Below are 24,940 nucleotides of genomic sequence, written 5' to 3'. Positions count from 1 at the left end.
GTCGCGTCAGGCGAGTCGGCGTGTCGCGGCGCCACGCGACTCGGCGATCGCCCGGGCCGCGCAGCCGAGGACGCCCACGACGAGCAGCAGGCTCCCCAGCGCCAGGGCGGGGTAGCCGGCCCCGCCGACGACGACGCCCGCGACCGCGCCGGCAGCGGCGGCGGTCAGGCCCATGACGAGGTCGGAGACGCCCTGCACGTCGGTGCGCACCTCGAGCGGTGCGTGCTCGGCGACCAGCGTGGACGCCGACACCATCGCGAGCGACCAGCCGACGCCGAGCAGGAACAGCCCGGCGGTCACCTCCCACGACATCCCGGTGGGTGAGGACGCGCAGAGCAGCAGCGCGGCGAGCAGCACGACTCCCCCGGCAGCCAGCACGGGCGGGCGGCCGACGCGGTCGGCGAGCATGCCGACGAACGGCGAGAAGGCGAACATGCCGAGCACGTGGACGCTGATGACGATGCCGATGACCTCAAGGCCCGAGCCGCCGTGCTCCATGTGCAGCGGCGTCATCGTCATCACGCCGATCATCGTGGCGTGGGTGAGCGCGAGCCCGCCGATGGCGTAGCCGAGGACCGGGCGCTCGCGCACGGTCGCAGCCGCGCGGCTCCACGACGAGCCCGTCCGTACGACGCCCGGTGCGGCACGCGACGCGGCCTGCTGCGCGGTGAGCAGCGGGTCGGGCCGCAGCAGCAGGCCGACGAGGACCGCGGCGACCAGCATGCCGATCGCGCCGATCGCGAACGGGCCGGTCAGCTCGGGGATGCCGACGGCGTCGGCGAAGGAGCCGGCCGGTCCGGTGAGGTTCGGTCCGGCGACGGCGCCGATCGTGGTGGCCCACACGACGAGGGACAGCGACCGGGCACGGTTGTCGTCGGTGGCGAGGTCGGTGGCGGCGTACCGCGCGGCGTTGTTGGCCGAGGTCGTCGCGCCGAGCATCATCGCGCCCACCAGCAGCAGCGCCATCGAGCCGGCCACGCCGGCGAGCACCGCGGTCAGGGCTCCGGCCGAACCGACGACGTACCCCGTCATCAGTCCGGTACGACGGCCCCGCCGTGCCATCAGCGGCGCCAGCAGGAAGGAGATGACCGCGGCGCCGAGGACCTGTGCCGTCTGCGCGAGTCCGGCCATCGACTCCGCGCCCGACAGGTCGCGCGCGAGCAGGGACGCGGTGGCGATGCCGATGGTGATGCCGACGGCGCCGACGGCCTGGGTGAGCACGAGGACGCGGACCGTACGGCGCTGCACCGCACCGAGGGCGAGGTCGGGCTCGACGACGTCGGTCACCGCTCGGTCTCCGGCAGCTCCCGGGCTTCCCAGACCGCGCGCCAGACCTCCTTGGGCGAGACGCCGGCGGACAGCGCCTCACTGGGGGTGCGGTGGTCGAGCGTCCCGATCACGAAGCTGTCGGCCCACACGTGGGCGTAGGCCTCACCGAGGTTGCGCTCCATGCGTGCCCAGAACTCGGTGTGCCTCACTCCGCAATGATCCACCGGACGTCCCAGCGGTGGTGCACCAGGTCGTGCAGGTGGTAGCTGCCGAGGGTCTCGACGGTGAAGACGCTGCCGTTGCTGCGCCGTCCCGGACGGCTCCAGGCGTCGTCGGCGACCCGGTCGTAGGCGTCGGCGACGGCGTCGGCGACCGCCACCAGGTCAGGTACGACGTCCTCAGCCCGCTGCTCGTCGTACCGCTCCGCGACGGCGGTCTCGTCCTGGTCCCAGTTCGCGAACTGCGGGTCGTCCTCGGCGAGCATCTGCTCGACGCGGCCGAGGAAGATGCGGTGCACGTCGCGGACGTGGCAGGCGTACTCGGTGGGCGACCAGACCGTCGGCTCGGGCCGCTCGCCGGCGCGCGGGTCGTCGAGCACGGCCACCCAGAAGTCCGTGTTGTCGCGGATGGCGTCGCCGAAGGCGACCCGGTCGACGGCAGCGGGGTCGAACCCGCAGTCGGGGCACGGGCGGTCGAGCACCCAGGTCCAGTCCTTCGTGTCGGGAGTGATCTCGGCGGTCGTCTCGTTGCTCACGGGGACCATCCTCGTGGCCCGGAATCCCCCACCACGAGCGGGGATCCGGTCAATCGCCGTCGATCAACTGCCAGCGCCGCTCGGTGGCCGGGCGGGTCAGCCCGAGCAGGTTGAAGCGGGTCAACCGGCTGAGGACCACGACCGGGTCGACCTCGAGCAGGGCGCCGACGGCGTCGATCGCCTCGTCGGTGCTGTCGGCCGCGCGGATCAGCGCGACGACCTCGTCGAGACGCTCTCCCACGGCCGCGGCGAAGCGAAGCCGGTCGAGGGCGGCGGCCCGCTCCACGGCGGGGTCCTGGGGATCGGGCGCGCGGCGGACGACCTCGTCGGCGTACTGCTCGCCATCGACCGCCCACTGCTCGTCGACCCGCTGCGCCATGGCCTGGAGCAGGGCGCACAGCTGGGGCACCTGGTCGGTGCGGACCACGAGATCCTCGAGGTCGGAGGCGGACAGCCGCAGGTGCGGGCCCGGCGTACCGGCGTCGGCGTGGGTGGCGTACCAGCCGGACACGACCGCCGACTGGCTGCGGCGGGCGCTCGGCATGGCCGCGGTGAGGTCGCGGGACGGCTCCATGCCCGCACCGTAGCCGGACCGCTCAGTCGTGCCGGCGGATCTTCGCGACGAGGTGCGCGCGTCGCGCCGACATCCGGCTCCACACGGCCTGCTGGAAGGCGAGGGTCAGCCAGCCCGCGGCGGCCATCCCGGAGATGTTGAGGAGCAGCTGGAGCAGGCTGCCGCGGATCTCGTCGGGGAGCCCGAACGCCAGTCCCAGCGCGACATTTCCCGCGGCGGGGATCGTCGTGACCGAGATGAAGACGCCCGACAGGCCGCCGACCTTGGCTGAGGTGAGCGAGAGCGCGCCGGCCGCCGCCGCGACGACAGCGACGATGAAGGACCACTTGTCGGGGGTGTAGATGAAGGCCGTGCCCGGCCGGGGCGCGGTCACCTGGTCGGCAGTGATCCAGCCCAGGCCGCGCGCGGCGAACGCGGCCAGCATCGTGACCACGATCGCGACGGCGAACCCGACGAGGAGCGATCGGGCGGCGTACCTGAACAGCGTGGGGCGGCGCCGGACGAGCGCGAGGCCGAGGGCCGCCACCGGCACGAACTCCGGACCGAGCACCATCGCGCCGATCACCAGGATCTGCGAGTCGAGGACGATCGCGATGCTCGCGATCAGCGTCGCCAGGCTCATGAACGTCAGGAACGTCCAGTTGAGCTCGGACTCGTCGAACGCGCGCTGGGTGACGTCGGCCCAGACGACGGAGTCGGCCGAGGAGCCCGGCGTACGACGCTCCGCGTCCAGCGCGGGCTGCGAGAGCCAGGTGGCCACGGGTACGACGTGGATCGAGCCCTCCCGCGGCACGCCGATCTCGCGAAGCACGTCGACGACGTCGTTGACCGCCTCGCGGGGCACGTCCGCCTCGACCACGTCGCCCTCGGGCACCAACGAGGCGCCGTGCACGCAGGTGAGGCTGGTGACCGCGGGGTCCGCCTTCAGCGCGTCGAGCACGGCCGGGGTCAGGTCACGGGGCGAGGTGATCCGCAGGTGCTGCACGGAGGTCAGGTTAGAGGTCAGGTCAGCGGTGCCGTGCCGAAGGCGACGTTGAAGCGGTCGCACCAGATCACGACCGAGCGCATCGCCGAGAGGTCCGCAGAGGCAGGGATCTCATAGTTCTGGTTGCCCCGGTTGCCCTTCAGCTCGCCGAGCCGGACATACGCGTCGTCGTCGTAGATGCCCCACGAGTCGCGGCACCCGTCGCACGAGCCGCCGCTCGGCTTGTCGGTGAGCCAGACGTGGAGGTCCGGGCCGTTGGAGGTGGCGAGGTCCTCGATCCGCAGGTAGCGGCTGCCGTCGCTGCGCCGGTAGACGGTGGCCCTGCCGGTGGTGCCGTGCTCTCCGTCGATGAAGTCGGCCGAGGCGAGCACGACGCGGGTCAGCTCGTCCCCGCGCGCCGAGGGCACGGTGGTGTCGGCGAGCCCGCCGCTCGCCGTACCGACGACGGCGGCGGGGTCGTCGCCGTCGTCAGCGGTGCGGTCGACGACGAGCAGCCAGGGCTCGAAGACCGCCAGCGCAGCGACGAGCACGACGACCAGGACACCCCCGGTCGCCAGCCAGGTCGCACGTCGGCGGCTCACGCCGCTCACCCTAGGCCGTGATCGAGCCGAGCGTCAGGCGCTCCAGGTACGGGCGACGAGCGGCACGCCCGGCCGGTAGGCCAGGTGCACGTGGGTCGGCGCGTCGAGCAGGACCAGGTCGGCGCGGGCACCGGGGACGAGGACACCGACGTCGGTGCGGCCGAGGGCGGCGGCGCCACCGGCGGTCGCGGCCCACACGGCCTCGCCCGGCGTCATGCCCATCTCCCGCACGGCCAGGGCGATGCAGAACGGCAGCGAGCTGGTGTAGCAGGAGCCGGGGTTGCAGTCGCTGGCGATCGCGACCGTCACGCCGGCGTCGATCAGCCGGCGACCCGAGGGGTACGGGTGCCGGGTGCTGAACTCGACGCCGGGCAGCAGGGTCGCGACCGTGCCGGCGTCGCGCAGCGCGTGGACGTCGTCGTCGGTGAGGTACGTGCAGTGGTCGACCGCGGTGAGGCCGAGCTCGGCGGCGAGCCGGACTCCCGGGCCCTCGCCGAGCTGGTTGGCGTGCAGCCGGCCCTTGAGGCCGACGGCCGCGCCGGCGGCGAGGATGGTGCGGGCCTGGTCCTCGTCGAAGGCACCGCGCTCGCAGAACACGTCGATCCACGACGCGTGCGGGGCAGCGGCCTCGAGCATCGGGCCGGTGACCAGGTCGACGTACGCCGCCGGGTCGTCGGCGTACTCGGGCGCGACGACGTGGGCGCCGAGGAAGGTGGTCTCGTCGGTGAACTGGCGCGCGACCTTCAGCGAGCGGGCCTCGTCCTCGACGGAGAGGCCGTAGCCGGACTTGATCTCGAGGGTCGTCGTGCCCTGCCGGCGCATCTCGGCGACGTGGCGTGCGACGCCGGCCGCGAGCTGGTCGTCGGAGGCGGCGCGGGTGGCGGCCACGGTGGTGCGGATGCCGCCGGCGGCGTACGACTCCCCCGCCATCCGGGCCTGGAACTCCAGGGCGCGGTCGCCCGCGAACACCAGGTGGCTGTGGCTGTCGACGAAGCCGGGGATCACCGCCCGGCCCTGGGCGTCGAACACCTCGTCGGCGGCGGGCGCATCGGCGGCGGACCCGACCCACGACACGACGCCGTCGGCCACGACGACCGCCGCGTCGGTGCGCACACCGAGCAGGTCATCGGCGGCGGGGTCGTTGGTGACCAGCTCGCTGATGTTGGTGATGAGCAGGCTCACGCGTTCCACACCTTTCCGATCGCGTCGGCGAGCGAGCGGCCCACCTGGTCGTGGTTGCCCTCGAAGACCACCTTGCCGTCGACGACGACGTGGGTGACGTCGGCACCGCTGGCGGCGAAGACGGCGGTGTGCTCGTCGCCGCCCGTGCCGGCGGTGCGCGACGAGGCGACGTCGATGGTGACGAGGTCGGCGCGCTGGCCGACCGCGATCTCGCCGGCGTCGGCGAAGCCGAGGCTGCGGTGGCCGTCGGCGGTTCCGGCGAGGAGCAGCTCGGCAGCGGTCCAGTGGCCGCGCGCCTGGCTGGCCAGGCGCTCGTTCATCTCGACCGCGCGCATCTCCTCGAACGCGTCGATGATCGCGTGGCTGTCGGAGCCGAGGGTCAGGATCGAGCCGGCCTCCTGCAGCGGACGGGCCGGGCCGATGCCGTCGCCGAGGTCGCGCTCGGTGGTCGGGCAGAAGGACGCGAACGCCCGCGCCTCGCCGAGCAGCCGGATGTCCTCGTCGGTCAGGTGCGTGGCGTGCACGGCACTCGTCATCGGGCCGAGGAAGCCGTGGTCGGCGAGCAGCCGGGTCGGGGTCACGCCGTGCGCGGCGACGCAGTCGGCGTTCTCCTTGACCTGCTCGGAGAGGTGCACGTGGACCGGCACGCCGTCCTCGACGTACGGCGCGAACGCCTTCAGCGAGTCGGCCGGGACCGCGCGCACCGAGTGGGCGGCGACACCGATCAGCGCGTCGGCACCGGTGAGCGGCGCGAGCGCGGACACCCGCTCCTGCCAGGCCTCGGCGCTGCCGTCGGAGAAGCGCCGCTGCACGCCCTCGGGTGCGGCGCCGAAGCCGCTGGAGAGGTAGAGCGTGTCGAGCAGCGTGATCCGGATGCCGGCGTCACGCGCCGCGGCGAGCAGGGCGTTGCCCATCGCGTTCGGGTCGTCGTACGGCGTCCCGTCGAGCTGGTGGTGCAGGTAGTGGAACTCCCCCACCGAGGTGAAGCCCGCGGCCACCATCTCGGCATAGGTCGCCTTCGCGAGCTCGTAGTAGGTGTCCGGGTCGAGACGCCCGGCCACGGCGTACATCTGGTCGCGCCAGGTCCAGAAGGTGCCGCGGTCGGTCTGGGTGCGACCGCGCAGCGCCCGGTGGAAGGCGTGGCTGTGGGTGTTGGCGAGGCCCGGCAGGGTCAGGCCGCGCAGCGGTACGCCGGTCTCGGTCGCGTCGGGCACGACCGAGGTGATCCGGCCGTGCTCGACCTCGACCCGGACGGTGTCCTGCACGCGGCCGTCGACCCAGGCGCGCTCGAGCAGGAACGCGGTCATCGGGTCACCAGGCCGGTGAGCGAGTCGGCGAGGGCGGTCACGCCGACGAGGCAGTCGGCCATCTCCGCGGTCTCGTACGGCGAGTGCGAGACGCCCGACGGGTTGCGGACGAACAGCATGGCGGTGGGGATGCCGGCGTCCTGCAGGATGCCGGCGTCGTGCCCGGCCTGGGTCGGCAGGATCGGGACGCCCCCCAGGCGTCCCGCGAGCTCGTCGCGCAGGGCGACGTCGAAGGCGACCTCGCCGCTCACGGACTCGGCCGTGACGGTGACGGTGGTGCCGTCGCGCTCGGCGCGCTCGGTGGCCTGGCGCTCGATCTCGCCCACCAGGGAAGCGAGGGCGGCGTCGGACTCGGCGCGGGCGTCGAGCCAGCCGGTAACGTGGGACGGGACCGCGTTGGTGCCGTTGGGCCGTACGTCGATCCGGCCGAAGGTGGCGCGCTGGCCCTGCACGCGCGCCTGCTTGTTGGCGGCGAGCGCGGTCATGGCGTAGGTGAGCATCGGGTCGACGCGGTCCTCCATGCGGGTGGTGCCCGCATGGTCGGCGCGACCGGCGATGTCGTAGCGGTAGCGGCCGTGAGGCCAGATCGCGTCGTGCACGCCGACGGGCGCGTCGAGGTCGATCAGGCCGCGGCCCTGCTCGACGTGGAGCTCGACGTAGGTGGCGACGCCGTCGAGCATCGTGGACTCGCCACCCTCGATGACGTCGCCGAGACGGACACCCTCGCGGTCGGTGAGCTCGGCCGCGTCGGCCCACGTGGTGGCTCCGACAGCGAGCCGGGAGCCGAGGCAGGCCCGGCCGAAGCGCGAGCCCTCCTCCTCCACGAACGCGGCGACGCCGAGGCGTCGGGCCGGCTGGACGCCGCGCTCGCGCATCAGGTCGAGCGCGGCGAAGGAGGAGACGACACCGAGCGGGCCGTCGTACGCGCCTCCGTCGAGGACGGAGTCGAGGTGGGAGCCGGTCAGGATCTTGCCGGTGGCGGCGAAGTCGGCCGCCGGCCCCCACCACGCGACCAGGTTGCCGAACGGGTCCTCCTCGATCTCGAGCCCGCGCGCGGTGGCCGCTTCGCGGAACCACGCACGGAGCTCGAGCTCGGCCGCGTGCCACGGCTGGCGGAAGTAGCCGCCGGAGGACGCCGAGCGTCCGATGGGCACGAGGTCGCGCCACATCTGCTCGAAGTCAGCAACCTGGTCCACGGTGGATCAGCCCTCCTGGTTTCGTGACGCGCCGCTGTCGGCCTCGCTGCGCTCGGCCCCCAGCCGGCGCTCCTCAACCTCCTCGGCCATCACTCACTCCTCGCAGGCTCGGAGTGAGTGGCCTCGGACATCGGGATCCGGACGCCGCGCTCGGCAGCGACCTCGATGGCGCGGTCGTAACCGGCGTCGACGTGGCGGATGACGCCCATGCCGGGGTCGTTGGTCAGCACGGCCTCGATCTTCGCCGCAGCGAGCTCGGTGCCGTCGGCGACGCAGACCTGGCCGGAGTGGATCGAGCGCCCCATGCCGACGCCGCCGCCGTGGTGCAGCGAGACCCAGGTGGCGCCCGAGGCGACCGCGGTCATGGCGTTGAGCAGCGGCCAGTCGGCGATGGCGTCGGAGCCGTCGAGCATGGACTCGGTCTCGCGGTACGGCGAGGCGACCGAGCCGCAGTCGAGGTGGTCGCGGCCGATCACGATCGGCGCCTTGAGCTCGCCGCTCTTGACCATCTCGTTGAACTTCAGGCCCGCCAGGTGGCGCTCCTTGTAGCCCAGCCAGCAGATGCGCGCCGGGAGGCCCTGGTAGTGGACCCGCTCCTGCGCCATGCCGATCCACTTGTGGAGGCGCTCGTTGTCGGGGAACAGCTCGAGGATCGCCTTGTCGGTGGCGGCGATGTCGGCCGGGTCACCGGAGAGCGCGGCCCAGCGGAAGGGGCCCTTGCCCTCGCAGAACAGCGGGCGGATGTATGCCGGGACGAAGCCAGGGAACTCGAAGGCGCGGTCGTAGCCGCCCTTGCGCGCCTCGTCGCGGATCGAGTTGCCGTAGTCGAAGACCTCGGCGCCGGCGTCCTGGAACTCCACCATCGCCCGCACGTGCGTGGCCATCGACGCCTGGGCGTCCTTGGTGAAGCCGGCCGGGTCGCGCTCGGCGGCGCTCTGCCAGTCCTCGAAGGCCACGCCGACGGGGAGGTAGGACAGCGGGTCGTGCGCCGACGTCTGGTCGGTGACGATGTCGATCGGGGCCTTCATCTCGAGCAGCTGCGGGAAGATCTCCGCGGCGTTGCCGAGCAGGCCGATGGACAGGCCGCGCTTCTCGTCGCGGGCCTGGACGGCCAGCTCGAGGGCGTGCTCCAGGTTGTCGGCCTGGACGTCGAGGTAGCGGTGCTCGATGCGGCGGGTGATCCGGCTCTGGTCGACGTCGACACAGATCGCGACACCGTCGTTCATGGTGACGGCGAGCGGCTGGGCACCGCCCATGCCGCCGAGGCCGGCGGTGAGGGTGATCGTGCCGGCGAGGGTGCCGTTGAAGCGCTTGTCGGCAACGGCGGCGAAGGTCTCGAAGGTGCCCTGGAGGATGCCCTGGGTGCCGATGTAGATCCACGAGCCGGCCGTCATCTGGCCGTACATGGTGAGGCCGAGCTCCTCCAGGCGGCGGAACTCCTCCCAGTTCGCCCAGTCGCCGACCAGGTTGGAGTTGGCGATGAGGACGCGGGGGGCCCACTTGTTGGTCTTCCACACGCCGACCGGCTTGCCGCTCTGGACGAGCATGGTCTCGTCGTCCTCGAGGTCGCGCAGGGTGCGCACGAGCGCGTCGTACGCCTCCCAGCTGCGGGCAGCCTTGCCGGTGCCGCCGTAGACGACCAGGTCCTCGGGACGCTCGGCGTTCTCGGGGTCGAGGTTGTTCATCAGCATCCGCAGCGGGGCCTCGGTCTGCCACGACTTCGCGGTCAGCTCGGTGCCGGTCGCGGCGTGGATGGGCAGGCGGGGGTTGTCGGTCATGCGAGTTCTCCGATCACGTTGGCGACGGCACCGGTGACGGACCGGTCGGCGACGAGCTGGTAGGCGATTTCGATCTCGGGGGCGAGGAACCGGTCGATGCCGGGTCCGCCCACGCCGGCGTTGCGGAGCAGGTCCACCACGGCGCCGGTGGCCGGGCTGGGGGTCAGCGGGGCGCGCAGGTCGAGCGCGCGGGCGGCGGTCATCAGCTCGATGGCCAGCACCCGGGTCAGGCCGTCGACGGCCTTGCGGAGCTTGCGCGCGGACGACCAGCCCATCGAGACGTGGTCCTCCTGCATCGCGCTGCTGGGGATGGAGTCGACGCTGGCCGGGTTGGCGAGGCGCTTGAGCTCCGAGACGATCGCGGCCTGGGTGTACTGGGCGATCATCAGGCCCGAGTCGACGCCCGGGTCGTCGGCGAGGAACGGCGGCAGGCCGTGGTTGCGGGCCTTGTCGAGGAAGCGGTCGGTACGACGCTCCGCGATCGAGGCGAGGTCGGCGGTGACGATCGCGAGGAAGTCGAGCACGTAGGCGACCGGCGCACCGTGGAAGTTGCCGTTGGACTCGACGCGGTTCTCGTCGGCGAGGACGACCGGGTTGTCGACCGCCGAGGCGAGCTCGCGCGAGGCGACGGAGACCGCGTGGGCGACGGTGTCGCGGACACCGCCGTGGACCTGCGGCGAGCAGCGCAGCGAGTAGGCGTCCTGGACCCGGTTGCAGTCGGGGCCACGGTGGGACGCGACGACGCCGGAGTCACGCAGGATCGCGGTGAGGTTGGCCGCGGAGGCCGCCTGGCCGGGGTGCGGGCGGATGGCCTGCAGCTCGGGGGCGAACACGCGGTCGGTGCCGAGCTGGCCCTCGACCGACATGGCGGCCGAGATGTCGGCGACCTTGAGCAGGTCGGTCAGGTCGTTGATCGCGAGCACCAGCATGCCGAGCATGCCGTCGGTGCCGTTGATGAGCGCCAGGCCCTCCTTCTCGTGCAGCTCGACCGGGCTGAGGCCGGCGGCGGCGAGAGCGGTGGCGGCGTCGGTGAGCTCGCCGGCCGCGTTGCGGACCGGGCCCTCGCCCATGAGGGCGAGCGCGCAGTGCGCGAGCGGGGCGAGGTCGCCGGAGCAGCCGAGCGAGCCGTACTCGTGGACGACCGGTGTGATGCCGTGGGTGAGCAGGCCGGCGAGCAGCTCGGCCGTCTCGCGCCGGACGCCGGTGTGTCCGGTCGCGAGGGTCGAGAGGCGCAGCAGCATGAGGCCGCGGACGACCTCGCGCTCGACCTCGGGGCCGCTGCCGGCGGCGTGCGAGCGGACCAGCGAGCGCTGGAGCTGGGCACGCAGCTCGGGGGCGATGTGGCGGGTGGCAAGGGCGCCGAACCCGGTGGAGACGCCGTAGTGGGGCGTCGGGGACGCGGCGAGGTCCTCGATGACCGCGCGCGCCTTGTCGATCGCGGCGAGGGCCTCGTCGCTGAGCACAACAGCGGCACCGCCACGGGCAACCGCAACCACGTCGTCGAACGAAACCGCGCCCGTTCCGACCATCACTTTCTCCATGCCTCGATCTTGGGCCCTGGGACTGGCGCCCGCCAGCGTCCCGCGGCATGATCGGTCTCAGATCCGAGACACACTCTCGGGTCACCCTTCGCGAGCAGAGGAGCTCCGATGCCCACTCGAGACACCGCCTGGTCCGCCGGCACCCCCAACTGGGTCGACCTGGCCGCCGACGACCCGGACGCCGCCGCCGCGTTCTACGGCGAGCTGCTCGGCTGGACGGTCGACGCCGCCCCCGAGGACGCCGGCGGCTACCGGATCGCGACCCTCTCCGGTCGCCCGGCGGCCGGCATCGGCCCGAAGCCGATGCCGGACATGCCGAGCAACTGGGCGACGTACATCGCCACCGACGACGCCGACGCGACCGCCGAGGCGATCAAGGCTGCCGGCGGCGCGCTGCACATGGACCCGTTCGACGTCGAGACCGCCATGGGCAAGCACGGCCGGATGTTCTTCGGTACGGCGACCGACGGCTCGACGTTCGGCGTCTGGGAGGCCGGCAACCACATCGGCGCCGGCATCTGCAACGAGCCGGGCGCCTACTCGTGGAACGAGCTTCACTCCCGCGACCTCGACGCGGCGAAGGCGTTCTACGGCGCCGTCTTCGGCTACGCGTACGACGACATGGGCTCCCCCGACTTCACCTACTTCACCTTCAAGCAGCCCGACGGCGAGCCGGTCGGCGGGATGACCACGGCCGCCATGCTCCCGGAGGGCGTCCCGTCGGTCTGGCTGACCTGGTTCACCGTCGCCTCCTGTGACGACGCGGTCGCGAAGGTCTCCGAGCTCGGCGGCTCGACCCGGATGGAGCCCACCGACAGCCCGTTCGGCCGGATGGCCGTGGTCCAGGGCGCGCAGGGCGAGGTCTTCGGCCTGCTCGGCCAGGCCTGACGGCTCACCGATCGACGACTGATGGCACAGGTACCCGCAGCGACCCGGGCCCTGCGGGTCCTGCGCTTCCTCGCCGGCCAGCCGGAGCCGGTCGCCGTCGAACGGATCGCGCGGGAGCTCGGGATCCCGCGCTCCACGACGTACCACCTGCTCCAGGCGATGGCCGACGAGGGCTTCGTCGTCCACCTCGCCGACGACCGTCGCTACGGCCTGGGCGTCGCGGCCTTCGAGGTGGGGTCCGGCTACCAGCGCCAGGCACCGCTGCAGCGCCTGGCGCGGCGCCCGCTGGCGACCCTGGTCGACCGCACCGGCCACAGCGCGCACCTCGCGGTCCCCCACGGCCGCGACGTGCTCTACGTCGTCGAGGAGCGCGCCCCGGGGCGCCCACCGCTGGTCACCGACGTCGGCGTCCGGCTGCCCTCGCACCTGACCGCGAGCGGTCGCGCGATCCTGGCCCACCTGCCCCCGAGCCAGGTCCGGGCGCTCTACCCCGACAAGGCATCGTTCGTCGACCGCACCGGTGTCGGCCCCGGCTCCCCCACCGCGCTGCGCTCGGTGCTCTCGGAGACCCGGCAACGCGGGTACGCCATCGAGGACAGCGAGGTCACCGAGGGCATGGCCAGCGTCGCCGCCGCGGTCCTCGACCACAACGAGATGCCGGTCGCGGGCGTGGCGATCACGTACCCGACCGAGGATCTGGACGAGCGGCAGCGCGAGCGGTTGGCCGGGGCCGTCGTCGCGACCGCCGGGACGCTCAGCCGGAGGCTGCGGGGCCGGTAGGGCCCACGCCGGGGGGAGCAGCCGGTGTGACGGATGGGGTTTCGGCAACCCCTCTCCCGGGGATCGATCGCCCATGAAGATCCTCACTGCCGGGCCGTCAGCACTGCTGCTGACCGCCGCACTCACCCTGGCCACTCCTGCCGTCGCCACCACCCCGCAGGCCTCGTCGTCGGCGGCCCACGCCGCCGCCCCGGCGATCACCATCGCCGCCAAGAGCACCGTCGTGCAGCGGGGCAAGAAGGTCGTCGTCACCGGCACCGTGACCAGCAAGAAGGTCACGAAGGTGACCCTTCAGCAGAAGCGCAAGGGCACGGCCTGGAAGGCCCAGGCCTCGGCGAAGGTGAAGGCCGACGGCACCTACAGGCTCAAGGACAGGACCACCACGGCAGTCACCCGCAAGTACCGCGTCATCAGCGCGACCGGCCCGAAGCAGAAGTCCGCCAAGGTCACCGTCGGCGTCTACGAGTGGAAGGACCTGACCAAGCTGAAGGCCCGCACCAGCATGGGCTGGGGCCAGCAGAAGTCGGTCCAGGTCAACGGAACCGCGTACGGCCCCGCGTTCGCCAGCTACAACTGGGGCCCGACCGCACCGCTGGTCGACTTCAACGTCAACCGCAACTGCATCTTGCTGCGGGCCCGCTTCGGCCTCAGCGACAACTCCGACGCCACGGCACGCACGACGGTCTCCGTCGTCAGCGACGGCACGGCCGTCTACGCGAAGTCCTTCGGCCTGACCGAGTCCGAGCTGGTGACGGTCCCGCTCACCAGCCCGTTCCGGGTCGGGATCACCTCCACGGTCGAGAACCCGGGCAACGTGACGCCGGCGCCGAACGCGATCGCCGTCGCCGCCGACCCCGAGATCTACTGCACGTCGGTGAAGTAGGCCCGCACCTCGGGATCAGTCAACGAGGTCGGCTCCGGGGTTGCCCCCGAAGCCGACCTCGTTGCCGTCCGGGTCCCGGAAGATCACCTTGCGCACGCCGTCGCCGTAGACCTCCTCGGTGGCCGGCTCGACACCGCGTTCCGCGATCGCCGCGACCCGGGCGACGAGGTCGTCGACGAACAGGGTCTGCGCGGCGTACCCGGCGCGCTCGGGCCGTTCCTCGACGACCAGCCACCGGTGCGGCGCCACCTCCCACATCGACTCCTTCTCGTGCGCCATGAAGGTGGGTGGGCTTCCGAGCAGCGCCTCGTACCACGGCCGGGCCTGCGCGTGGTCGCGCACGCAGATGCCGGCGAACAGCTCGACTCCGTCGGCCAGGAACTCGCTCATGCCCGGGTGGACCTGCCGGCGGGGCCGGAGTCATCGGTCCTATGGTGTCCGGAGCATGAGAGTCAGCCGCTCGATGCCGGCGTCGCCGACCTCGAGGTGCAGGTAGCGGCCGTCCACCACGTACCGCAGCCCGCGGGCACCGCGCCACTCCGGCCGCCCGAGCACCGCGACCACGTCGTCGAGCGTGGCGCTCAGCGACAGTGTGTCGAGGAGCGTCTCGCGCCGCGGGTAGTCCGCGACCCGGACGAAGACGGTCTCGACGACGCCCCGGCGTACGGCGACCTCCAGTCCGGCGGAGCGCAGGGCGGCACCGGCCCAGCGCAGCTCCCCGATGTCGCGAGGTACGACGATCCCGGCCGTGGCGGCCACCGCACGCAGGGCGCTCGCACCGTCGGGGCCACCGACGACCTGGAGCAGGGTCCGCGCGTCGCCGGCGACGAGGTCGGCTCCGGGGCTGTCGTCGGGCACCCGGCGCAGCCCTGCCGGGACCGGCGTACCGCTGAGGCGGTCCATCCAGTCGGTGAACTCGTCCTCGCCGACCGCCGGCCACTCGGTCGGGACGACGACGTCGAAGGTCGCCTCGACCCAGGCCCGGAACGGGGCGAGCGCCGCCACCGCCTCGGTGTCGCCGGGCGGCAGCCCGAGCTCGTGGCTCGTCAGCTCGCTGTGGCCGACCGCCACCAGGCGCAGGAAGTCGACGGTGGAGTCGGCGAGCAGGTAGGCCTCCCCCTCGGAGCCGAGCCCGACGAAGTGCAGCCGACCGTCGTCGTCGAGCCAGAGCGCGGCGGCCGAGCCGTCCCCGCCGATGGTGCCGATCGGCGCGAGCCGATCGGTCGGGAAGCCGGGCACGAGCCAGTGCTCGAGGAAGTCCTCGAGCACGCCGAACACCGCGCCCAGCACGCGGTCGCCCGCGTAGGGGGCGAGGAAGTAGTCGCGGCCGTTCGCGATGCCCCAGCCCTGGTCCTCCATCCAGGACCACGCCTGCTCGAGCTCGTCCGGGACCTCGAGGCCGGCGGGCAGGTGCGGGGCGAGCGTCGTCAGCATGCGGGACACGGTTCGCCCGTGCCCGCAGGTCGTGGGCCGCAAACGCCCGAGGGCTCAGCGCTGCTGGCGCTCGAGCCACCAGGCGGCCACCTCGTGGCCGGCGGCCAGGCCGTAGGCGGTCGTCATCACCGACGCCAGCTCGGCGAAGCAGGACGCACGGTCGTCGACCCCGCCACGCTGGGCGGCCTCGGCGAGCCGGGCGCCCGTGGTCCAGGCGTCGGCGTCGGCGGGCAGCGGGAGCGCAGCGAGCTGGCGCGCGCTGACCTTGACCGAGCCCGGCGTCAGGCCGGCGCCGAGGTAGCGGGCGGCGGCGTGGGCGACCACCGGGGGCGCGAGCAGCACGGCCAGCAGCCGCCACAGGTCGGCCCGATCGTGCGGTACGACGCTCACGACCGGCACCGACGGCAGCCACGCACCCGCCTCGTCGGCGACCGCCTCGATCACCCGTCCCTGCCCGGCGACCAGCAGCTTGGGCACGAGGCGCGCGTCGGCCCACCGGGCGAGGGTGCCGTCCGCACGGAGCGCCGCGAGATCGACCGCCGGGGCGTCGTACTGCTGACGGGCGAAGCGGGTCGGCGCGCTCCCCCAGCGCGACTCGGCGGGGTCGATCAGGCCGGTGGTGACCAGCGGGGTGCCACCGGGCAGGTGGTCGTGGACGAAGGGCGCGAGGCCGTAGTACTGGTCGCGGAAGTCGGCGGTACAGGTGGCGACGTCGGCGAGGGTGCCGGCGTCAGCGGGCAGGGCGACGGCGGGGATCCCGAATCCGGGCGCCGCGAGCGCACCCCAGCCGTCGGGGTCGGTGGGCGGACTGGCGCCGGTCCGCACGACGGGGACGCAGGTGAGCACGGTGGTGCCGTCGAAGACCGGACGGTCGCTGCACCAGAAGTCGGTGACGGCGCCGCACTCGGCGACGGCGGCCCGGACCGGGCCCGCGTCGCGAGCGGCGAGGACCGAGATCGGCTGGACGAGGGCGACCGTGCCGCCGGGTACGACGAGGTCGAGTGCGCGGCGCAGGAACACCGCGCTCGTGTCGGTGTAGGCGCCCAGCCCGCGCCGGTGCTCCTCGCTCTGCCCGGCGGAGTGGCGGCGGAGCTGGCCGAGGAAGGGCGGGTTGCCGACCACCGCGTCGAAGCGGGCGTCCTGCCAGGCGACCAGCCCGTCGGCCACGACCACCTGGCGCGCGATGTCCGCGACGGGGACGGTCGGGTCGAGCGCCTGCAGCCGCTCGCGGGCGATCCGGACCGCGTCCGGGTCGAGGTCGGAGCCGTGGACCGCACGTACGCCGAGGCGACGGGCGGCGGCGACCAGGAAGTGCCCGGTCCCGCAGGCCGGGTCGAGCACGCTCCCCTGCGTCGGTAGCGCGCGGTCGAGCACCCACTCGACCAGCTCGGCGGGCGTGTAGAAGGAGCCCTGCGCGCGGCGCCGGTCGCGCTCGTTGACGGCGAGGTGGCGCTCGTAGGCGTCGGCCGCCTCGTCCGCCTCGGTGGTGCGCGCCATGCTGGGACAGTAGGGCACGCCTGTTATAGTCACACTGACTACAACATCGAGGAGCTGGGATGGACCGCACCGGACTGCTCACCGACCGCTACGAGCTCACCATGCTCGACTCGTTCGTGCGCGACGGCAGTGCCCGCCGCCCGGCGGTGTTCGAGGCCTTCGCACGCCGCCTGCCCGAGGGCCGGCGCTACGGGATGCTCGCCGGACTGGGCCGGTTGCTCGAGGCGATCGAGCACTTCACGTACGACGCCGACGAGCTCGCCTGGCTGCAGGCCGCCGGCGTGATCGGGGACGAGACCGCCCGCTGGCTGGCCGACTTCCGGTTCTCCGGCGACGTCGACGGCTACCGCGAGGGCGACCTCTACTTCCCCGGCAGCCCGATCCTCACCGTCACCGGCACGCTCGGCGAGTGCCTGCTGCTGGAGACACTGGCGCTGAGCATCCTCAACCACGACACGGCGATCGCCAGCGCGGCCGCGCGGATGGTCGACGCCGCCGGTGGCCGGCCGATCATCGAGATGGGCGGGCGTCGTACGCACGAGGAGGCGGCGGTCGCGACCGCGCGGGCGGCGTACCTGGCGGGTTTCGCGACGACGAGCAACCTCGCCGCGGGCCGCCGGTTCGGCGTACCCACGGCCGGCACCGCCGCGCACGCGTTCACGCTGGCCCACGACACCGAGGCCGACGCCTTCCGCAGCCAGGTCGAGGCGCTGGGCGTCGGGACCACGCTGCTCGTCGACACCTACGACATCACCGAAGGCATCCGCACCGCCGTCGAGGTCGCGGGGACCGGCCTGGGCGCGGTCCGGATCGACTCCGGAGACCTGGCCGAGGAGTCGCACAAGGCGCGACAGCTGCTCGACTCGCTCGGCGCGACCTCGACGCGGATCGTTGTGACCAGCGACCTCGACGAGTTCGTCATCACCGCGCTCGCGGACGCCCCCATCGACGGGTACGGCGTCGGCACCCGCGTCGCGACCGGCTCCGGCCACCCGACCGCGAGCATGGTCTACAAGCTGGTCGCGATCGCGGACGCCCCGAGCGAGCCGCTGCGCTCGGTCGCGAAGAAGTCCAAGGACAAGGGCTCGGTCGGCGGCCGCAAGCACGCCTTCCGGGAGTACGACGGCAGCGGCATCCTCGTCGCCGAGTGGTTCACCGGGCAGGGCGCTCCCCCGCCCGGGCCCGGCGCACAGCCGGTCCAGGTCGCCCTGATCCGGTCGGGCGAGGTCGTGCACCGGCCCACGCTCGCCGAGGTCCGTTCGTTCGCGGCCCGGACCCTGGCCACCCTGCCGGCCGACGCGCGCACGGTCGCCGCCGGTCCGGCGTACCTCACCACCAGCCTGCGCGACGAGCCACAAGAGGAGACAGCGATGGACAGCACCCGTGCCCTGGTCGTCGTCGACGTCCAGAACGACTTCGTCGAGGGCGGCTCGCTCGGCGTCACCGGCGGCCGCGAGGTCGCCGAGCGGATCAGCCGGCACCTCGCCGACCACGCCGGTGACTACGCGGTGGTCGCGGCCTCCCGCGACTGGCACCACGCGGGCGAGACGAACGGCGGTCACTTCCACGCACCCGGCGAGGAGGCGGACTTCGTGACCACCTGGCCGGTCCACTGCGTGCAGGGCGAGGCCGGCTCGGAGTACGCGCCCGAGCTGGTGACGTCGGCGGTGACGCACCACGTCGTGAAGGGCATGGGTGAGCCGGCGTACTCCGCCTTCGAGGGGGTCACGGCTGCTGGCGAGCGGCTGGTCGACGTCCTGCGGTCGGCGGGCGTCTCGGAGGTCGACGTCACCGGCATCGCCACCGACTACTGCGTGCGGGCCACCGCCCTCGATGCGGTGAGGGCGGGGTTCCGGGTCCGGTTGCTCGACGGCCTGCACGCCGGCGTCGCCCCCGACTCGTCGAAGGCGGCGCTCGAGGAGCTGGCCGCGGCCGGCGTGGAGGTGGCCCGATGAGCACCACGTCCGCGCACCCGCCGTTCGCCGTCGCCGTCGACCTCGCCGTGTTCACGATCCGCGACGGCGCGCTCGCCGTCCTCCTCGTCGAGCGCGGCGAGGAACCGTTCCGCGGCTCGTGGGCGCTCCCCGGCGGGTTCGTCGAGCCCGACGAGGACGCCGAGCAGGCCGCGTGGCGCGAGCTGCGCGAGGAGACCGGCCTGAGCGACTCCGCGCGCTTCTCCGGTCACCTCGAGCAGCTGCGGACCTACTCCGCCCCCGACCGCGACCCGCGCCAGCGCGTCGTCTCGATCGCCCACGTCGCCCTGGCCCCCGACCTGCCCGAGCCACAGGCCGGCACCGACGCCGCCGACGCCCGCTGGTGGGTCGTCGACGACCTGCTCGAGGGCGACGACGGCCCCACCCTCGCCTTCGACCACCGCCAGATCCTGCTCGACGCGCGCGAGCGGGTCCGGGCCAAGCTGGAGTACACGACGCTGGCCACCGAGTTCGTCGCCGAGCCGTTCACGCTGCCCGAGCTGCGCCGCGTGTACGCCGCCGTCTGGGGCTCCCCTCCCGACCTCGGCAACTTCCGCCGCAAGGTCCTCGGCACCGACGGGTTCGTCGTACCGACCGACGTGCGGGGCGAGGCGACCGAGGCCGGTGGACGGCGGGCGCTGCTGTACCGGCGAGGCTCCGCCACTGTCGTGACACCGCCGATGGTGCGCGGCTGATCCTGCGGCCGGGCGCTGCGGTTTGGTCCCAAACCGCAGCGACACGCCGGGAGATGTTGCGGTTTGGGACCAAACCGCAGCGCCATCCTCAACCCAACGGTTGACAACGAGCGCAATCCAGGCGTCTAATCAACCACATGGTTGAGCAAGACGACCGGCTGTCGCGGGTCTTCGGCGCCCTCGCCGACCCGACCCGGCGCGACATGGTGGCCCGCCTGGCGGCGGGCGACGCGACGGTGGGCGAGCTCGCGGCGCCGTACGACGTCTCGCTCCAGGCCGTCTCCAAGCACCTCAAGGTGCTCGAGGAGGCGGGACTGGTGCGGCGCAGCCGCGAGGCCCAGCGGCGCCCGGTCCACCTGGAAGCGGAGGTGTTCGACCTGATGACGAAGTGGATCGAGCGCTACCGGCAGCAGGCCGAGGAGCGCTACCGACGACTCGACCAGGTCCTCGCCCGGATGCAGGGCAAGGACACCGGCACCGCCACCGACACCGACGAGCAGCGACACGAAGGAGCAGCAGGATGACCACCAGCAGCCCGAGCAGCACGGCCCCCGAGGTCCTGATCGAGGCGGACCCCGACGTCCCCACGGTCCGGATCGTCCGCGAGTTCGACGCCCCGCGCGACCTCGTCTTCCGCGCCCACGTCGAGCCCGACCTGGTCCGGCAGTGGATGGGCCCGGACTCGATCGGCATGGCGATCGACGTGTGGGACATCCGTACCGGCGGTGAGTACCGCTACACCGCGATCCGTGACGGCGAGGAGATCGCGCACTTCTACGGCGCCGTGCACCGGGTCAACGAGAACGAGAAGATCGTGCAGACCTTCGGCTTCGAGGAGATGCCCGACGCGGTCAGCCTCGACACGATGGTCTTCGTCGAGCTCCCCGGCGGCCGCACCCGGCTCGAGGCGCTCTCGGTGGTCTACGACTTCGAGTCCCGCGCCGGCATGCTCGCCAGCGGCATGGAGGTCGGCATCAACGAGGGGTACGCCGCCCTCGACCGCCTCCTCGCCACGCTGACGGGAGCGGACAAGTGATCCCGGGCGGCCCCGCGGAGGAGCACCGCAGCATCGCGGCCACCTTCGGCGCTCGCGTCCGGGGTGTGGCTGCGGACGGGTGGGACGCCCCCACGCCCGTGCAGGAGTGGCGGGCCCGCGACGTCGTACGCCACCTCGTCGAGTGGTTCCCCGCCTTCCTCGCCGACGGCTCCGACATCAAGCTGCCGCCCGGCCCGGACGTCGACGCCGACCCGGTCGCCGCGTGGGACCACCATGCCGCCGCTGTCCAGGCGGTCCTCGACGACCCGGCCAACGCGGACGTGACCTTCGCCCACCCGCGCCTCCCCCAGATGCCGCTCCCCCGCGCGATCTCGGAGTTCTACACCGGCGACGTCTTCATGCACACCTGGGACCTCGCCCGCGCGACCGGCCAGGACGACACCCTCGACGCCGAGCGCTGCCAGGTGATGGTCGAGGGAATGGCGCCGCTGGACGAGATGCTGCGCCAGAGCGGGCAGTACGGCGCGAAGGTGCCCGTCGCCGAGGATGCGCGCTGGCAGGACCGGCTGATCGGGTTCATCGGCCGCGACCCCGCGTGGCAGCGCTCGTAATCAGGTCGAACGATGTCGGTGGCCGGTCCTAGCCTGATGCCATGGCGTACGACGAAGAGCTGGCCGGGCGGGTCCGCGACCTCCTCGCGGACGAGCCCGGCGCGGCCGGCCAGGAGCTGACCGAGAAGAAGATGTTCGGCGGGCTGGGCTTCATGGTCGGCGGCAACATGGCGGTCGCCGCCAGCGGCCAGGGCGGCCTGATGGTGCGCGTCGACCCGACCGAGGGCGACGAGCTCGTCGCCACGACGGCGGCGTACCCGATGGAGATGCGCGGACGGTCGATGAGCGGCTGGCTGCGGGTCGACCTCGCCGACGTAGCCACCGATGAGGCGCTGGGTGCGTGGGTGCACCGCGGCGCGACGTACGCCGCGGCCCTGCCACCGAAGTGAGGACGTTCTGGGCGGCCCTGCCCACCGAGGGCCGCTGGTTGTTGTCGACGGTCGCGATCCAGACCCTGGGCCGCGGCCTGACCCTGCCGTTCACGCTGATCTACCTGCACGAGGTCCGCGGCTTCGAGCTCGGCCTGTCGGGCACGCTGATGGCGCTGATCGCGATCGTCGGGTTCCTGGTGACCGGCCCGGGCGGTGCGATGGTCGACCGGTACGGCGCCCGCGCAGTGCTGCTCGTCGGCCTCGCGGCCATGATCGTGGGCAACCTGACCCTCGCCTTCGCGACGACCCCGGCGGTGGCGGCAGCGGCACTGGTGCTGGTCGGCTTCAACTTCGGGGTCTCGTGGCCGGCGTTCAACGCGCTGATCGCCGCGGTGGTGAGCGGCGAGCTGCGCCAGCAGTACTTCGGGATCAACTTCGCCCTGGTCAACCTGGGCATCGGCGTCGGCGGCGTGGTCGGCGGCCTGTTCGCCGACGTCGACCGGCCCGGCACCTTCACCGCGATCTTCGTCGGCGACGCGCTGACCGGACTCGTCCCGCTGGCGCTGCTGCTCGGCCCGCTGCGCCACGTCCACGGCCGTGCGACCGCACCCGAGGACGGCAGCACGCCGGCCACCGTCGGCTACCTCGCGATCCTCAGGCAACCGGCCGTGCGCTGGCTGACCCTGCTCACCTTCGTCGGCACCTTCATCGGCTACGGCCAGCACGAGGCCGGCTTCCCCGGCTTCGCCCGGCAGGCCGCCGAGGTGTCGACCCGCACCGTCGGCCTCGCCTTCGCGGTCAACACGGTGGTCATCGTGGTGCTGCAGTTCTCCGTCCTCAACCGGATCAAGCGGCACCTGCGCACCCGGGTGATGGTCGTGATGGCCTTCATCTGGGCCGCGGCATGGGGGCTGCTCGGCGCGGCCGGGATCGTCCCGGGCGGTGGTCTCGCGATCGCCGGCGTGCTCGCCTACATGGCGGTCTTCGCACTCGGCGAGACGTTGCTGCAGCCGACCGTGCCGGCGATGGCCAACGACCTCGCCACCGACCACACCCGCGGCCGCTACAACGCGATCACTGCAGCCGCCTTCCAGGGCGGCGCGATCGCCGGCCCGGTCGTGGCCGGTTTCCTGCTCCAGCACGACCTCGCGGCGGCCTACATCGCGACCATGGTCGCGGGCTGCGTGGCGATCGCGGCGATGGCGCTGGTGCTCGAGCGGCACGTCCCGGCGAGCGCCAACGGAGGTGCCGGCGTGAAGTCCCCCACAACCGAGGTCGTTTGACCCCACACGATTCGGTTGCCGACCGGCAACTTCCGTAGGATTTCCTGTGTGAAGCACACGGTCCACGCATGATCTCGTTGAAGTCGTTCTGGACCGCACTTCCCACCGAGGGCCGGTGGCTGCTGTCCACGGTGGCGATCTCCACGCTCGGCCGCGGCCTGGTGCTGCCCTTCACGCTGATCTACCTCCACGAGGTGCGTGGCTTCGGACTCGGGCTGTCCGGCCTGCTGATGGCGGTCATCGCCCTGTCTGCCTTCGTGGTGACCGGTCCGAGCGGCGCCCTGACCGACCGGTACGGCGCCCGCGTCGTCATGCTCGGCGGCCAGTCCGCGATGGTGGTCGGCACCGTGCTGCTCGCGTTCGCGACCACCCCGGCTGCTGCCGCGGTCGCGCTGCTCCTCATCGGCATCAACTTCGGAGCGTCCTGGCCGGCCTTCAACTCGCTGATCGCCACCGTGGTCGAGGGCGAGGTCCGCCAGCAGTACTTCGGCGTGAACTTCGCGCTCACCAACCTCGGCCTCGGGGTCGGCGGCATCGTCGGCGGCCTGTTCGCCGACGTCGCCTGGCCCGAGACGTTCACGGCCATCTACCTCGCCGACGCGGCCTCCGGTCTGATCCCGCTGGCCCTCTTCCTCGGCCCGCTGCGCCACCTGCACGGCCGGGTGCTCCACCCGCCGCGCAACCTGGAGGCAGGGCTCGAGACCGGCAAGGCGCCCGGCTACCGCACCATCCTGCGCAGCCCCGCCGTGCGCTGGTTGACGCTGCTCACCTTCGTCGCCACCTTCATCGGCTACGGGCAGTTCGAGGTCGGCCTGCCCGCCTTCGCCCGCGGCGACGCCGGCCTGTCGACCGAGATGATCGGCCTCGGGTTCGCCCTCAACACCTTCGTCATCGTCGCCTTCCAGTTCACGGTGATGGGCCGTATCCGCGGCCGCCGCCGCACCCGGGTGCTCTCCGTGATGGCCCTGCTGTGGGCCGCCGCCTGGCTTCTCATGGGCGCCGGTGCGCTCGCACCCGGCAGCGCCCTCGCGGTCACCGGCCTGCTCGGCTTCGGCATCGTGTTCGGCATCGGCGAGACCCTGCTCCAGCCCACGCTCCCCGCGATCAACAACGACCTCGCCGCCGACCACCTGCGCGGGCGCTACAACGCGCTCAACGCCGCGGCCGTCCAGGCCGGCACCGTCGCCGGACCGGTCGTCGCCGGATTCCTGCTCGAGCGTGGCCAGGGAGCTGCGCTGATCGGGCTGATGGTGGTCGGGTGCGGTGCGATCGCGGTGGTGACGACGGTGCTGGAGCGGCACCTGCCGGCTGCGGTGAACGGGCGGGCAGCCGTACCGGAGCCGGTCAGGTAGCTGTCCCCGGACTGGGGCGGCGCAACCCTGCTGCCCGAGATCGAGCACCGCCTGGACGAGTTGAACGCCCTGCTCGACGCCGCCACCGATGACGATGAGTCGAGCGGTTGCAGGCGCAGCAGTTGGGACTGATGCGCGAGCGGCGAGCCCGCCGCGCCAAGTCCCCCACGGTGTCGTACCGGGCCGAGCCCACTGGAACCTTCGCGGCGGGCTGGGCGGCTGCCGACACCGAGGCCGAGCGACGAGCCGTTCTACAGGACGATCTGGTGCGTCTGGTGGTCCGTCGTGGCCGGGCCGGTCGGCAGACCAAGGCCAAGGCGCTGGCGCGGCTGTCGTTCCAGTGGGCCGACACGCTGCACACCGACGCAGAGGAATACGACGAGAATCCCGCCGATCTGTCGGCCCCTGCTGAGAGGATCCCCGCATGATCAACGCAACGACCGACTTCCAGGCCCACGTGTGGGACGCCACGCGCCAGATTCCGGCCGGACAGGTTCGCACCTATGGAGAGATTGCCGCGCAGGTCGGCAGCCCCGGCGCGAGCAGGGCGGTCGGCAACGCGCTGATGCCGCTGACGTTCGATGACAACGACGGCGTCCCCTTCTGGCGAGTCGTGATGGCAGACGGTCGAGTGAACCGGGCCGACCACGAGGAGCAATGGCCCGACGAGGTCGCCCGCCACCGCCGCACGCTGGTGGAGGAAGGCGTGGCCCTGCTCGATGACGGCCGCGTGGCCAACATCGCGGGCCGCCTGATCGCCCTGCCCCCGCTCGACCCGGCCGACCGAGTGACCAAGGTGGTGGCGCCTGCCCGTTCCGGCGGCAGCGGCTCGCGAAGGGCGAAGGTGCTACGCGAGCCGTCGCCCTGCGGTCGTCGTGGCCACGAGACCGTGCCGCAGTCGACCTGCCCCGACTGCACACCACGCCGGTAGTCCCTAGATCTACCGGGATTGAGGCCCGGTCGCTTCGGCGGCCGGGCCTCTTTGCGTCGGCGAGGGCCCGAGTGGCAC

Annotated in this window: 27 protein-coding genes and 1 pseudogene; 14 read left to right on the top strand and 14 right to left on the bottom strand. The window is 72.8% G+C overall.

The features are described from left to right. Positions 1–6 precede the first annotated feature (6 nt). The 11 genes from ACZYRU_RS13065 to hutH all read right to left on the bottom strand — a co-directional run bounded on the left by ACZYRU_RS13065 (position 7) and on the right by hutH (position 11,167). Positions 7–1,287 (bottom strand): MFS transporter, encoded by a 1,281-nt coding sequence (locus ACZYRU_RS13065; RefSeq protein WP_488957522.1) that lies wholly within the window; start codon positions 1,285–1,287, stop codon positions 7–9. Then, the gene (locus ACZYRU_RS13060) at positions 1,284–1,478 is read right to left on the bottom strand and encodes a DUF3046 domain-containing protein (protein ID WP_488957521.1); all 195 of its coding nucleotides are present in this window, start codon (positions 1,476–1,478) and stop codon (positions 1,284–1,286) included. Before ACZYRU_RS13060 ends, ACZYRU_RS13065 begins: the two co-directional genes overlap by 4 nt. Then, positions 1,475–2,023 (bottom strand): DinB family protein, encoded by a 549-nt coding sequence (locus ACZYRU_RS13055; protein WP_488957520.1) that lies wholly within the window; start codon positions 2,021–2,023, stop codon positions 1,475–1,477. Before ACZYRU_RS13055 ends, ACZYRU_RS13060 begins: the two co-directional genes overlap by 4 nt. A 49-nt stretch (positions 2,024–2,072) precedes the next feature. Then, on the bottom strand, positions 2,073–2,597 hold the full coding sequence (locus tag ACZYRU_RS13050) for a hypothetical protein (RefSeq protein WP_488957519.1): 525 nt from the start codon (positions 2,595–2,597) through the stop codon (positions 2,073–2,075). A 22-nt stretch (positions 2,598–2,619) separates the two neighbouring features. Next, positions 2,620–3,582: a DUF389 domain-containing protein gene (locus tag ACZYRU_RS13045; protein WP_488957518.1), complete on the bottom strand. Its 963-nt coding sequence runs from the start codon at positions 3,580–3,582 to the stop codon at positions 2,620–2,622. Positions 3,583–3,599: 17 nt separating this feature from the next. Continuing rightward, on the bottom strand, positions 3,600–4,163 hold the full coding sequence (locus ACZYRU_RS13040; RefSeq protein ID WP_488957517.1) for a DM13 domain-containing protein: 564 nt from the start codon (positions 4,161–4,163) through the stop codon (positions 3,600–3,602). A 33-nt stretch (positions 4,164–4,196) separates the two neighbouring features. Then, the gene (hutI, locus tag ACZYRU_RS13035) at positions 4,197–5,345 is read right to left on the bottom strand and encodes an imidazolonepropionase (protein WP_488957516.1); all 1,149 of its coding nucleotides are present in this window, start codon (positions 5,343–5,345) and stop codon (positions 4,197–4,199) included. Next, positions 5,342–6,652, bottom strand: a complete 1,311-nt coding sequence (locus ACZYRU_RS13030) for a formimidoylglutamate deiminase (RefSeq protein WP_488957515.1) — start codon at positions 6,650–6,652, stop codon at positions 5,342–5,344. The genes hutI and ACZYRU_RS13030 overlap by 4 nt, the downstream gene beginning before the upstream one ends. Continuing rightward, entirely contained in the window at positions 6,649–7,848 is a 1,200-nt protein-coding gene (locus tag ACZYRU_RS13025; protein ID WP_488957514.1) for an allantoate amidohydrolase, read from the bottom strand. The genes ACZYRU_RS13030 and ACZYRU_RS13025 overlap by 4 nt, the downstream gene beginning before the upstream one ends. An 89-nt stretch (positions 7,849–7,937) precedes the next feature. Next, a complete protein-coding gene (gene hutU, locus ACZYRU_RS13020; protein ID WP_488957513.1) occupies positions 7,938–9,626 on the bottom strand; it encodes a urocanate hydratase in 1,689 nt (562 codons plus the stop codon). Next, on the bottom strand, positions 9,623–11,167 hold the full coding sequence (hutH, locus tag ACZYRU_RS13015) for a histidine ammonia-lyase (RefSeq protein WP_488957512.1): 1,545 nt from the start codon (positions 11,165–11,167) through the stop codon (positions 9,623–9,625). Before hutH ends, hutU begins: the two co-directional genes overlap by 4 nt. 108 nt (positions 11,168–11,275) lie before the next feature. On the opposite strand from hutH, the gene ACZYRU_RS13010 reads away from it, so the two are divergent. The 3 genes from ACZYRU_RS13010 (at position 11,276) to ACZYRU_RS13000 (ending at position 13,718) form a co-directional block, all read left to right on the top strand. Further along, positions 11,276–12,055 (top strand): VOC family protein, encoded by a 780-nt coding sequence (locus ACZYRU_RS13010; RefSeq protein WP_488957511.1) that lies wholly within the window; start codon positions 11,276–11,278, stop codon positions 12,053–12,055. Between the two features lie 21 nt (positions 12,056–12,076). Next, complete coding sequence (locus ACZYRU_RS13005; protein WP_488957510.1) at positions 12,077–12,835, top strand: IclR family transcriptional regulator; 759 nt, start codon at positions 12,077–12,079, stop codon at positions 12,833–12,835. A gap of 73 nt (positions 12,836–12,908) precedes the next feature. Then, positions 12,909–13,718 carry a hypothetical protein gene (locus ACZYRU_RS13000; RefSeq protein ID WP_488957509.1) on the top strand — a complete coding sequence of 270 codons (810 nt, stop codon included), beginning with the start codon at positions 12,909–12,911 and terminating at the stop codon, positions 13,716–13,718. 15 nt (positions 13,719–13,733) lie between these two features. On the opposite strand, the gene ACZYRU_RS12995 is transcribed toward ACZYRU_RS13000, so the two are convergent. The 3 genes from ACZYRU_RS12995 to ACZYRU_RS12985 are packed head-to-tail and all read right to left on the bottom strand — an operon-like array spanning position 13,734 to position 16,649. Then, complete coding sequence (locus ACZYRU_RS12995; RefSeq protein ID WP_488957508.1) at positions 13,734–14,108, bottom strand: VOC family protein; 375 nt, start codon at positions 14,106–14,108, stop codon at positions 13,734–13,736. Between the two features lie 39 nt (positions 14,109–14,147). Beyond that, complete coding sequence (locus tag ACZYRU_RS12990) at positions 14,148–15,152, bottom strand: hypothetical protein (protein WP_488957507.1); 1,005 nt, start codon at positions 15,150–15,152, stop codon at positions 14,148–14,150. 54 nt (positions 15,153–15,206) lie between these two features. After that, on the bottom strand, positions 15,207–16,649 hold the full coding sequence (locus ACZYRU_RS12985; RefSeq protein WP_488957506.1) for an HsdM family class I SAM-dependent methyltransferase: 1,443 nt from the start codon (positions 16,647–16,649) through the stop codon (positions 15,207–15,209). Between the two features lie 59 nt (positions 16,650–16,708). On the opposite strand from ACZYRU_RS12985, the pseudogene ACZYRU_RS12980 reads away from it, so the two are divergent. The 11 genes and pseudogenes from ACZYRU_RS12980 to ACZYRU_RS12930 form a co-directional block, all read left to right on the top strand. Continuing rightward, positions 16,709–17,998 (top strand): annotated as a pseudogene (locus ACZYRU_RS12980) (nicotinate phosphoribosyltransferase); the annotation flags it as partial. Positions 17,999–18,019: 21 nt separating this feature from the next. Continuing rightward, entirely contained in the window at positions 18,020–18,604 is a 585-nt protein-coding gene (locus ACZYRU_RS12975; protein WP_488958078.1) for an isochorismatase family protein, read from the top strand. Continuing rightward, entirely contained in the window at positions 18,601–19,317 is a 717-nt protein-coding gene (locus ACZYRU_RS12970; RefSeq protein ID WP_488957505.1) for an NUDIX domain-containing protein, read from the top strand. Before ACZYRU_RS12975 ends, ACZYRU_RS12970 begins: the two co-directional genes overlap by 4 nt. A gap of 137 nt (positions 19,318–19,454) precedes the next feature. Then, positions 19,455–19,841 (top strand): ArsR/SmtB family transcription factor, encoded by a 387-nt coding sequence (locus ACZYRU_RS12965; protein ID WP_488957504.1) that lies wholly within the window; start codon positions 19,455–19,457, stop codon positions 19,839–19,841. Beyond that, positions 19,838–20,353 (top strand): SRPBCC family protein, encoded by a 516-nt coding sequence (locus tag ACZYRU_RS12960; protein WP_488957503.1) that lies wholly within the window; start codon positions 19,838–19,840, stop codon positions 20,351–20,353. The genes ACZYRU_RS12965 and ACZYRU_RS12960 overlap by 4 nt, the downstream gene beginning before the upstream one ends. Further along, positions 20,350–20,925 (top strand): TIGR03086 family metal-binding protein, encoded by a 576-nt coding sequence (locus tag ACZYRU_RS12955; protein WP_488957502.1) that lies wholly within the window; start codon positions 20,350–20,352, stop codon positions 20,923–20,925. The genes ACZYRU_RS12960 and ACZYRU_RS12955 overlap by 4 nt, the downstream gene beginning before the upstream one ends. A gap of 41 nt (positions 20,926–20,966) precedes the next feature. After that, positions 20,967–21,314 carry a TfoX/Sxy family protein gene (locus ACZYRU_RS12950; protein ID WP_488957501.1) on the top strand — a complete coding sequence of 116 codons (348 nt, stop codon included), beginning with the start codon at positions 20,967–20,969 and terminating at the stop codon, positions 21,312–21,314. Beyond that, a complete protein-coding gene (locus ACZYRU_RS12945; RefSeq protein WP_488957500.1) occupies positions 21,266–22,579 on the top strand; it encodes an MFS transporter in 1,314 nt (437 codons plus the stop codon). The genes ACZYRU_RS12950 and ACZYRU_RS12945 overlap by 49 nt, the downstream gene beginning before the upstream one ends. A 68-nt stretch (positions 22,580–22,647) precedes the next feature. After that, positions 22,648–23,931, top strand: coding sequence for an MFS transporter (locus ACZYRU_RS12940; RefSeq protein ID WP_488957499.1), 1,284 nt, complete (start codon positions 22,648–22,650; stop codon positions 23,929–23,931). A 107-nt stretch (positions 23,932–24,038) separates the two neighbouring features. After that, positions 24,039–24,359: a hypothetical protein gene (locus ACZYRU_RS12935; protein WP_488957498.1), complete on the top strand. Its 321-nt coding sequence runs from the start codon at positions 24,039–24,041 to the stop codon at positions 24,357–24,359. Continuing rightward, on the top strand, positions 24,356–24,862 hold the full coding sequence (locus ACZYRU_RS12930; RefSeq protein WP_488957497.1) for an MGMT family protein: 507 nt from the start codon (positions 24,356–24,358) through the stop codon (positions 24,860–24,862). The genes ACZYRU_RS12935 and ACZYRU_RS12930 overlap by 4 nt, the downstream gene beginning before the upstream one ends. The last annotated feature ends 78 nt before the right edge of the window (positions 24,863–24,940 follow it).

This window comes from Nocardioides sp. F233, from assembly GCF_057813895.1.
Note: the sequence above shows the minus strand (reverse complement) of the source record. Positions and strands in the feature narration are given on the sequence as shown.

Coding starts and splice junctions, on each gene's coding strand:
- ACZYRU_RS13050 (WP_488957519.1), bottom strand. CDS start 2,597: ATGGAGCCGTCCCGCGACCTCACCGCGGCCATGCCGAGCGCCCGCCGC.
- ACZYRU_RS13030 (WP_488957515.1), bottom strand. CDS start 6,652: ATGACCGCGTTCCTGCTCGAGCGCGCCTGGGTCGACGGCCGCGTGCAG.
- hutU (WP_488957513.1), bottom strand. CDS start 9,626: ATGACCGACAACCCCCGCCTGCCCATCCACGCCGCGACCGGCACCGAG.
- hutH (WP_488957512.1), bottom strand. CDS start 11,167: ATGGAGAAAGTGATGGTCGGAACGGGCGCGGTTTCGTTCGACGACGTG.
- ACZYRU_RS13010 (WP_488957511.1), top strand. CDS start 11,276: ATGCCCACTCGAGACACCGCCTGGTCCGCCGGCACCCCCAACTGGGTC.
- ACZYRU_RS13005 (WP_488957510.1), top strand. CDS start 12,077: ATGGCACAGGTACCCGCAGCGACCCGGGCCCTGCGGGTCCTGCGCTTC.
- ACZYRU_RS13000 (WP_488957509.1), top strand. CDS start 12,909: ATGAAGATCCTCACTGCCGGGCCGTCAGCACTGCTGCTGACCGCCGCA.
- ACZYRU_RS12995 (WP_488957508.1), bottom strand. CDS start 14,108: ATGAGCGAGTTCCTGGCCGACGGAGTCGAGCTGTTCGCCGGCATCTGC.
- ACZYRU_RS12990 (WP_488957507.1), bottom strand. CDS start 15,152: ATGCTGACGACGCTCGCCCCGCACCTGCCCGCCGGCCTCGAGGTCCCG.
- ACZYRU_RS12985 (WP_488957506.1), bottom strand. CDS start 16,649: ATGGCGCGCACCACCGAGGCGGACGAGGCGGCCGACGCCTACGAGCGC.
- ACZYRU_RS12975 (WP_488958078.1), top strand. CDS start 18,020: ATGGACAGCACCCGTGCCCTGGTCGTCGTCGACGTCCAGAACGACTTC.
- ACZYRU_RS12970 (WP_488957505.1), top strand. CDS start 18,601: ATGAGCACCACGTCCGCGCACCCGCCGTTCGCCGTCGCCGTCGACCTC.
- ACZYRU_RS12965 (WP_488957504.1), top strand. CDS start 19,455: ATGGTTGAGCAAGACGACCGGCTGTCGCGGGTCTTCGGCGCCCTCGCC.
- ACZYRU_RS12960 (WP_488957503.1), top strand. CDS start 19,838: ATGACCACCAGCAGCCCGAGCAGCACGGCCCCCGAGGTCCTGATCGAG.
- ACZYRU_RS12950 (WP_488957501.1), top strand. CDS start 20,967: ATGGCGTACGACGAAGAGCTGGCCGGGCGGGTCCGCGACCTCCTCGCG.
- ACZYRU_RS12940 (WP_488957499.1), top strand. CDS start 22,648: ATGATCTCGTTGAAGTCGTTCTGGACCGCACTTCCCACCGAGGGCCGG.
- ACZYRU_RS12930 (WP_488957497.1), top strand. CDS start 24,356: ATGATCAACGCAACGACCGACTTCCAGGCCCACGTGTGGGACGCCACG.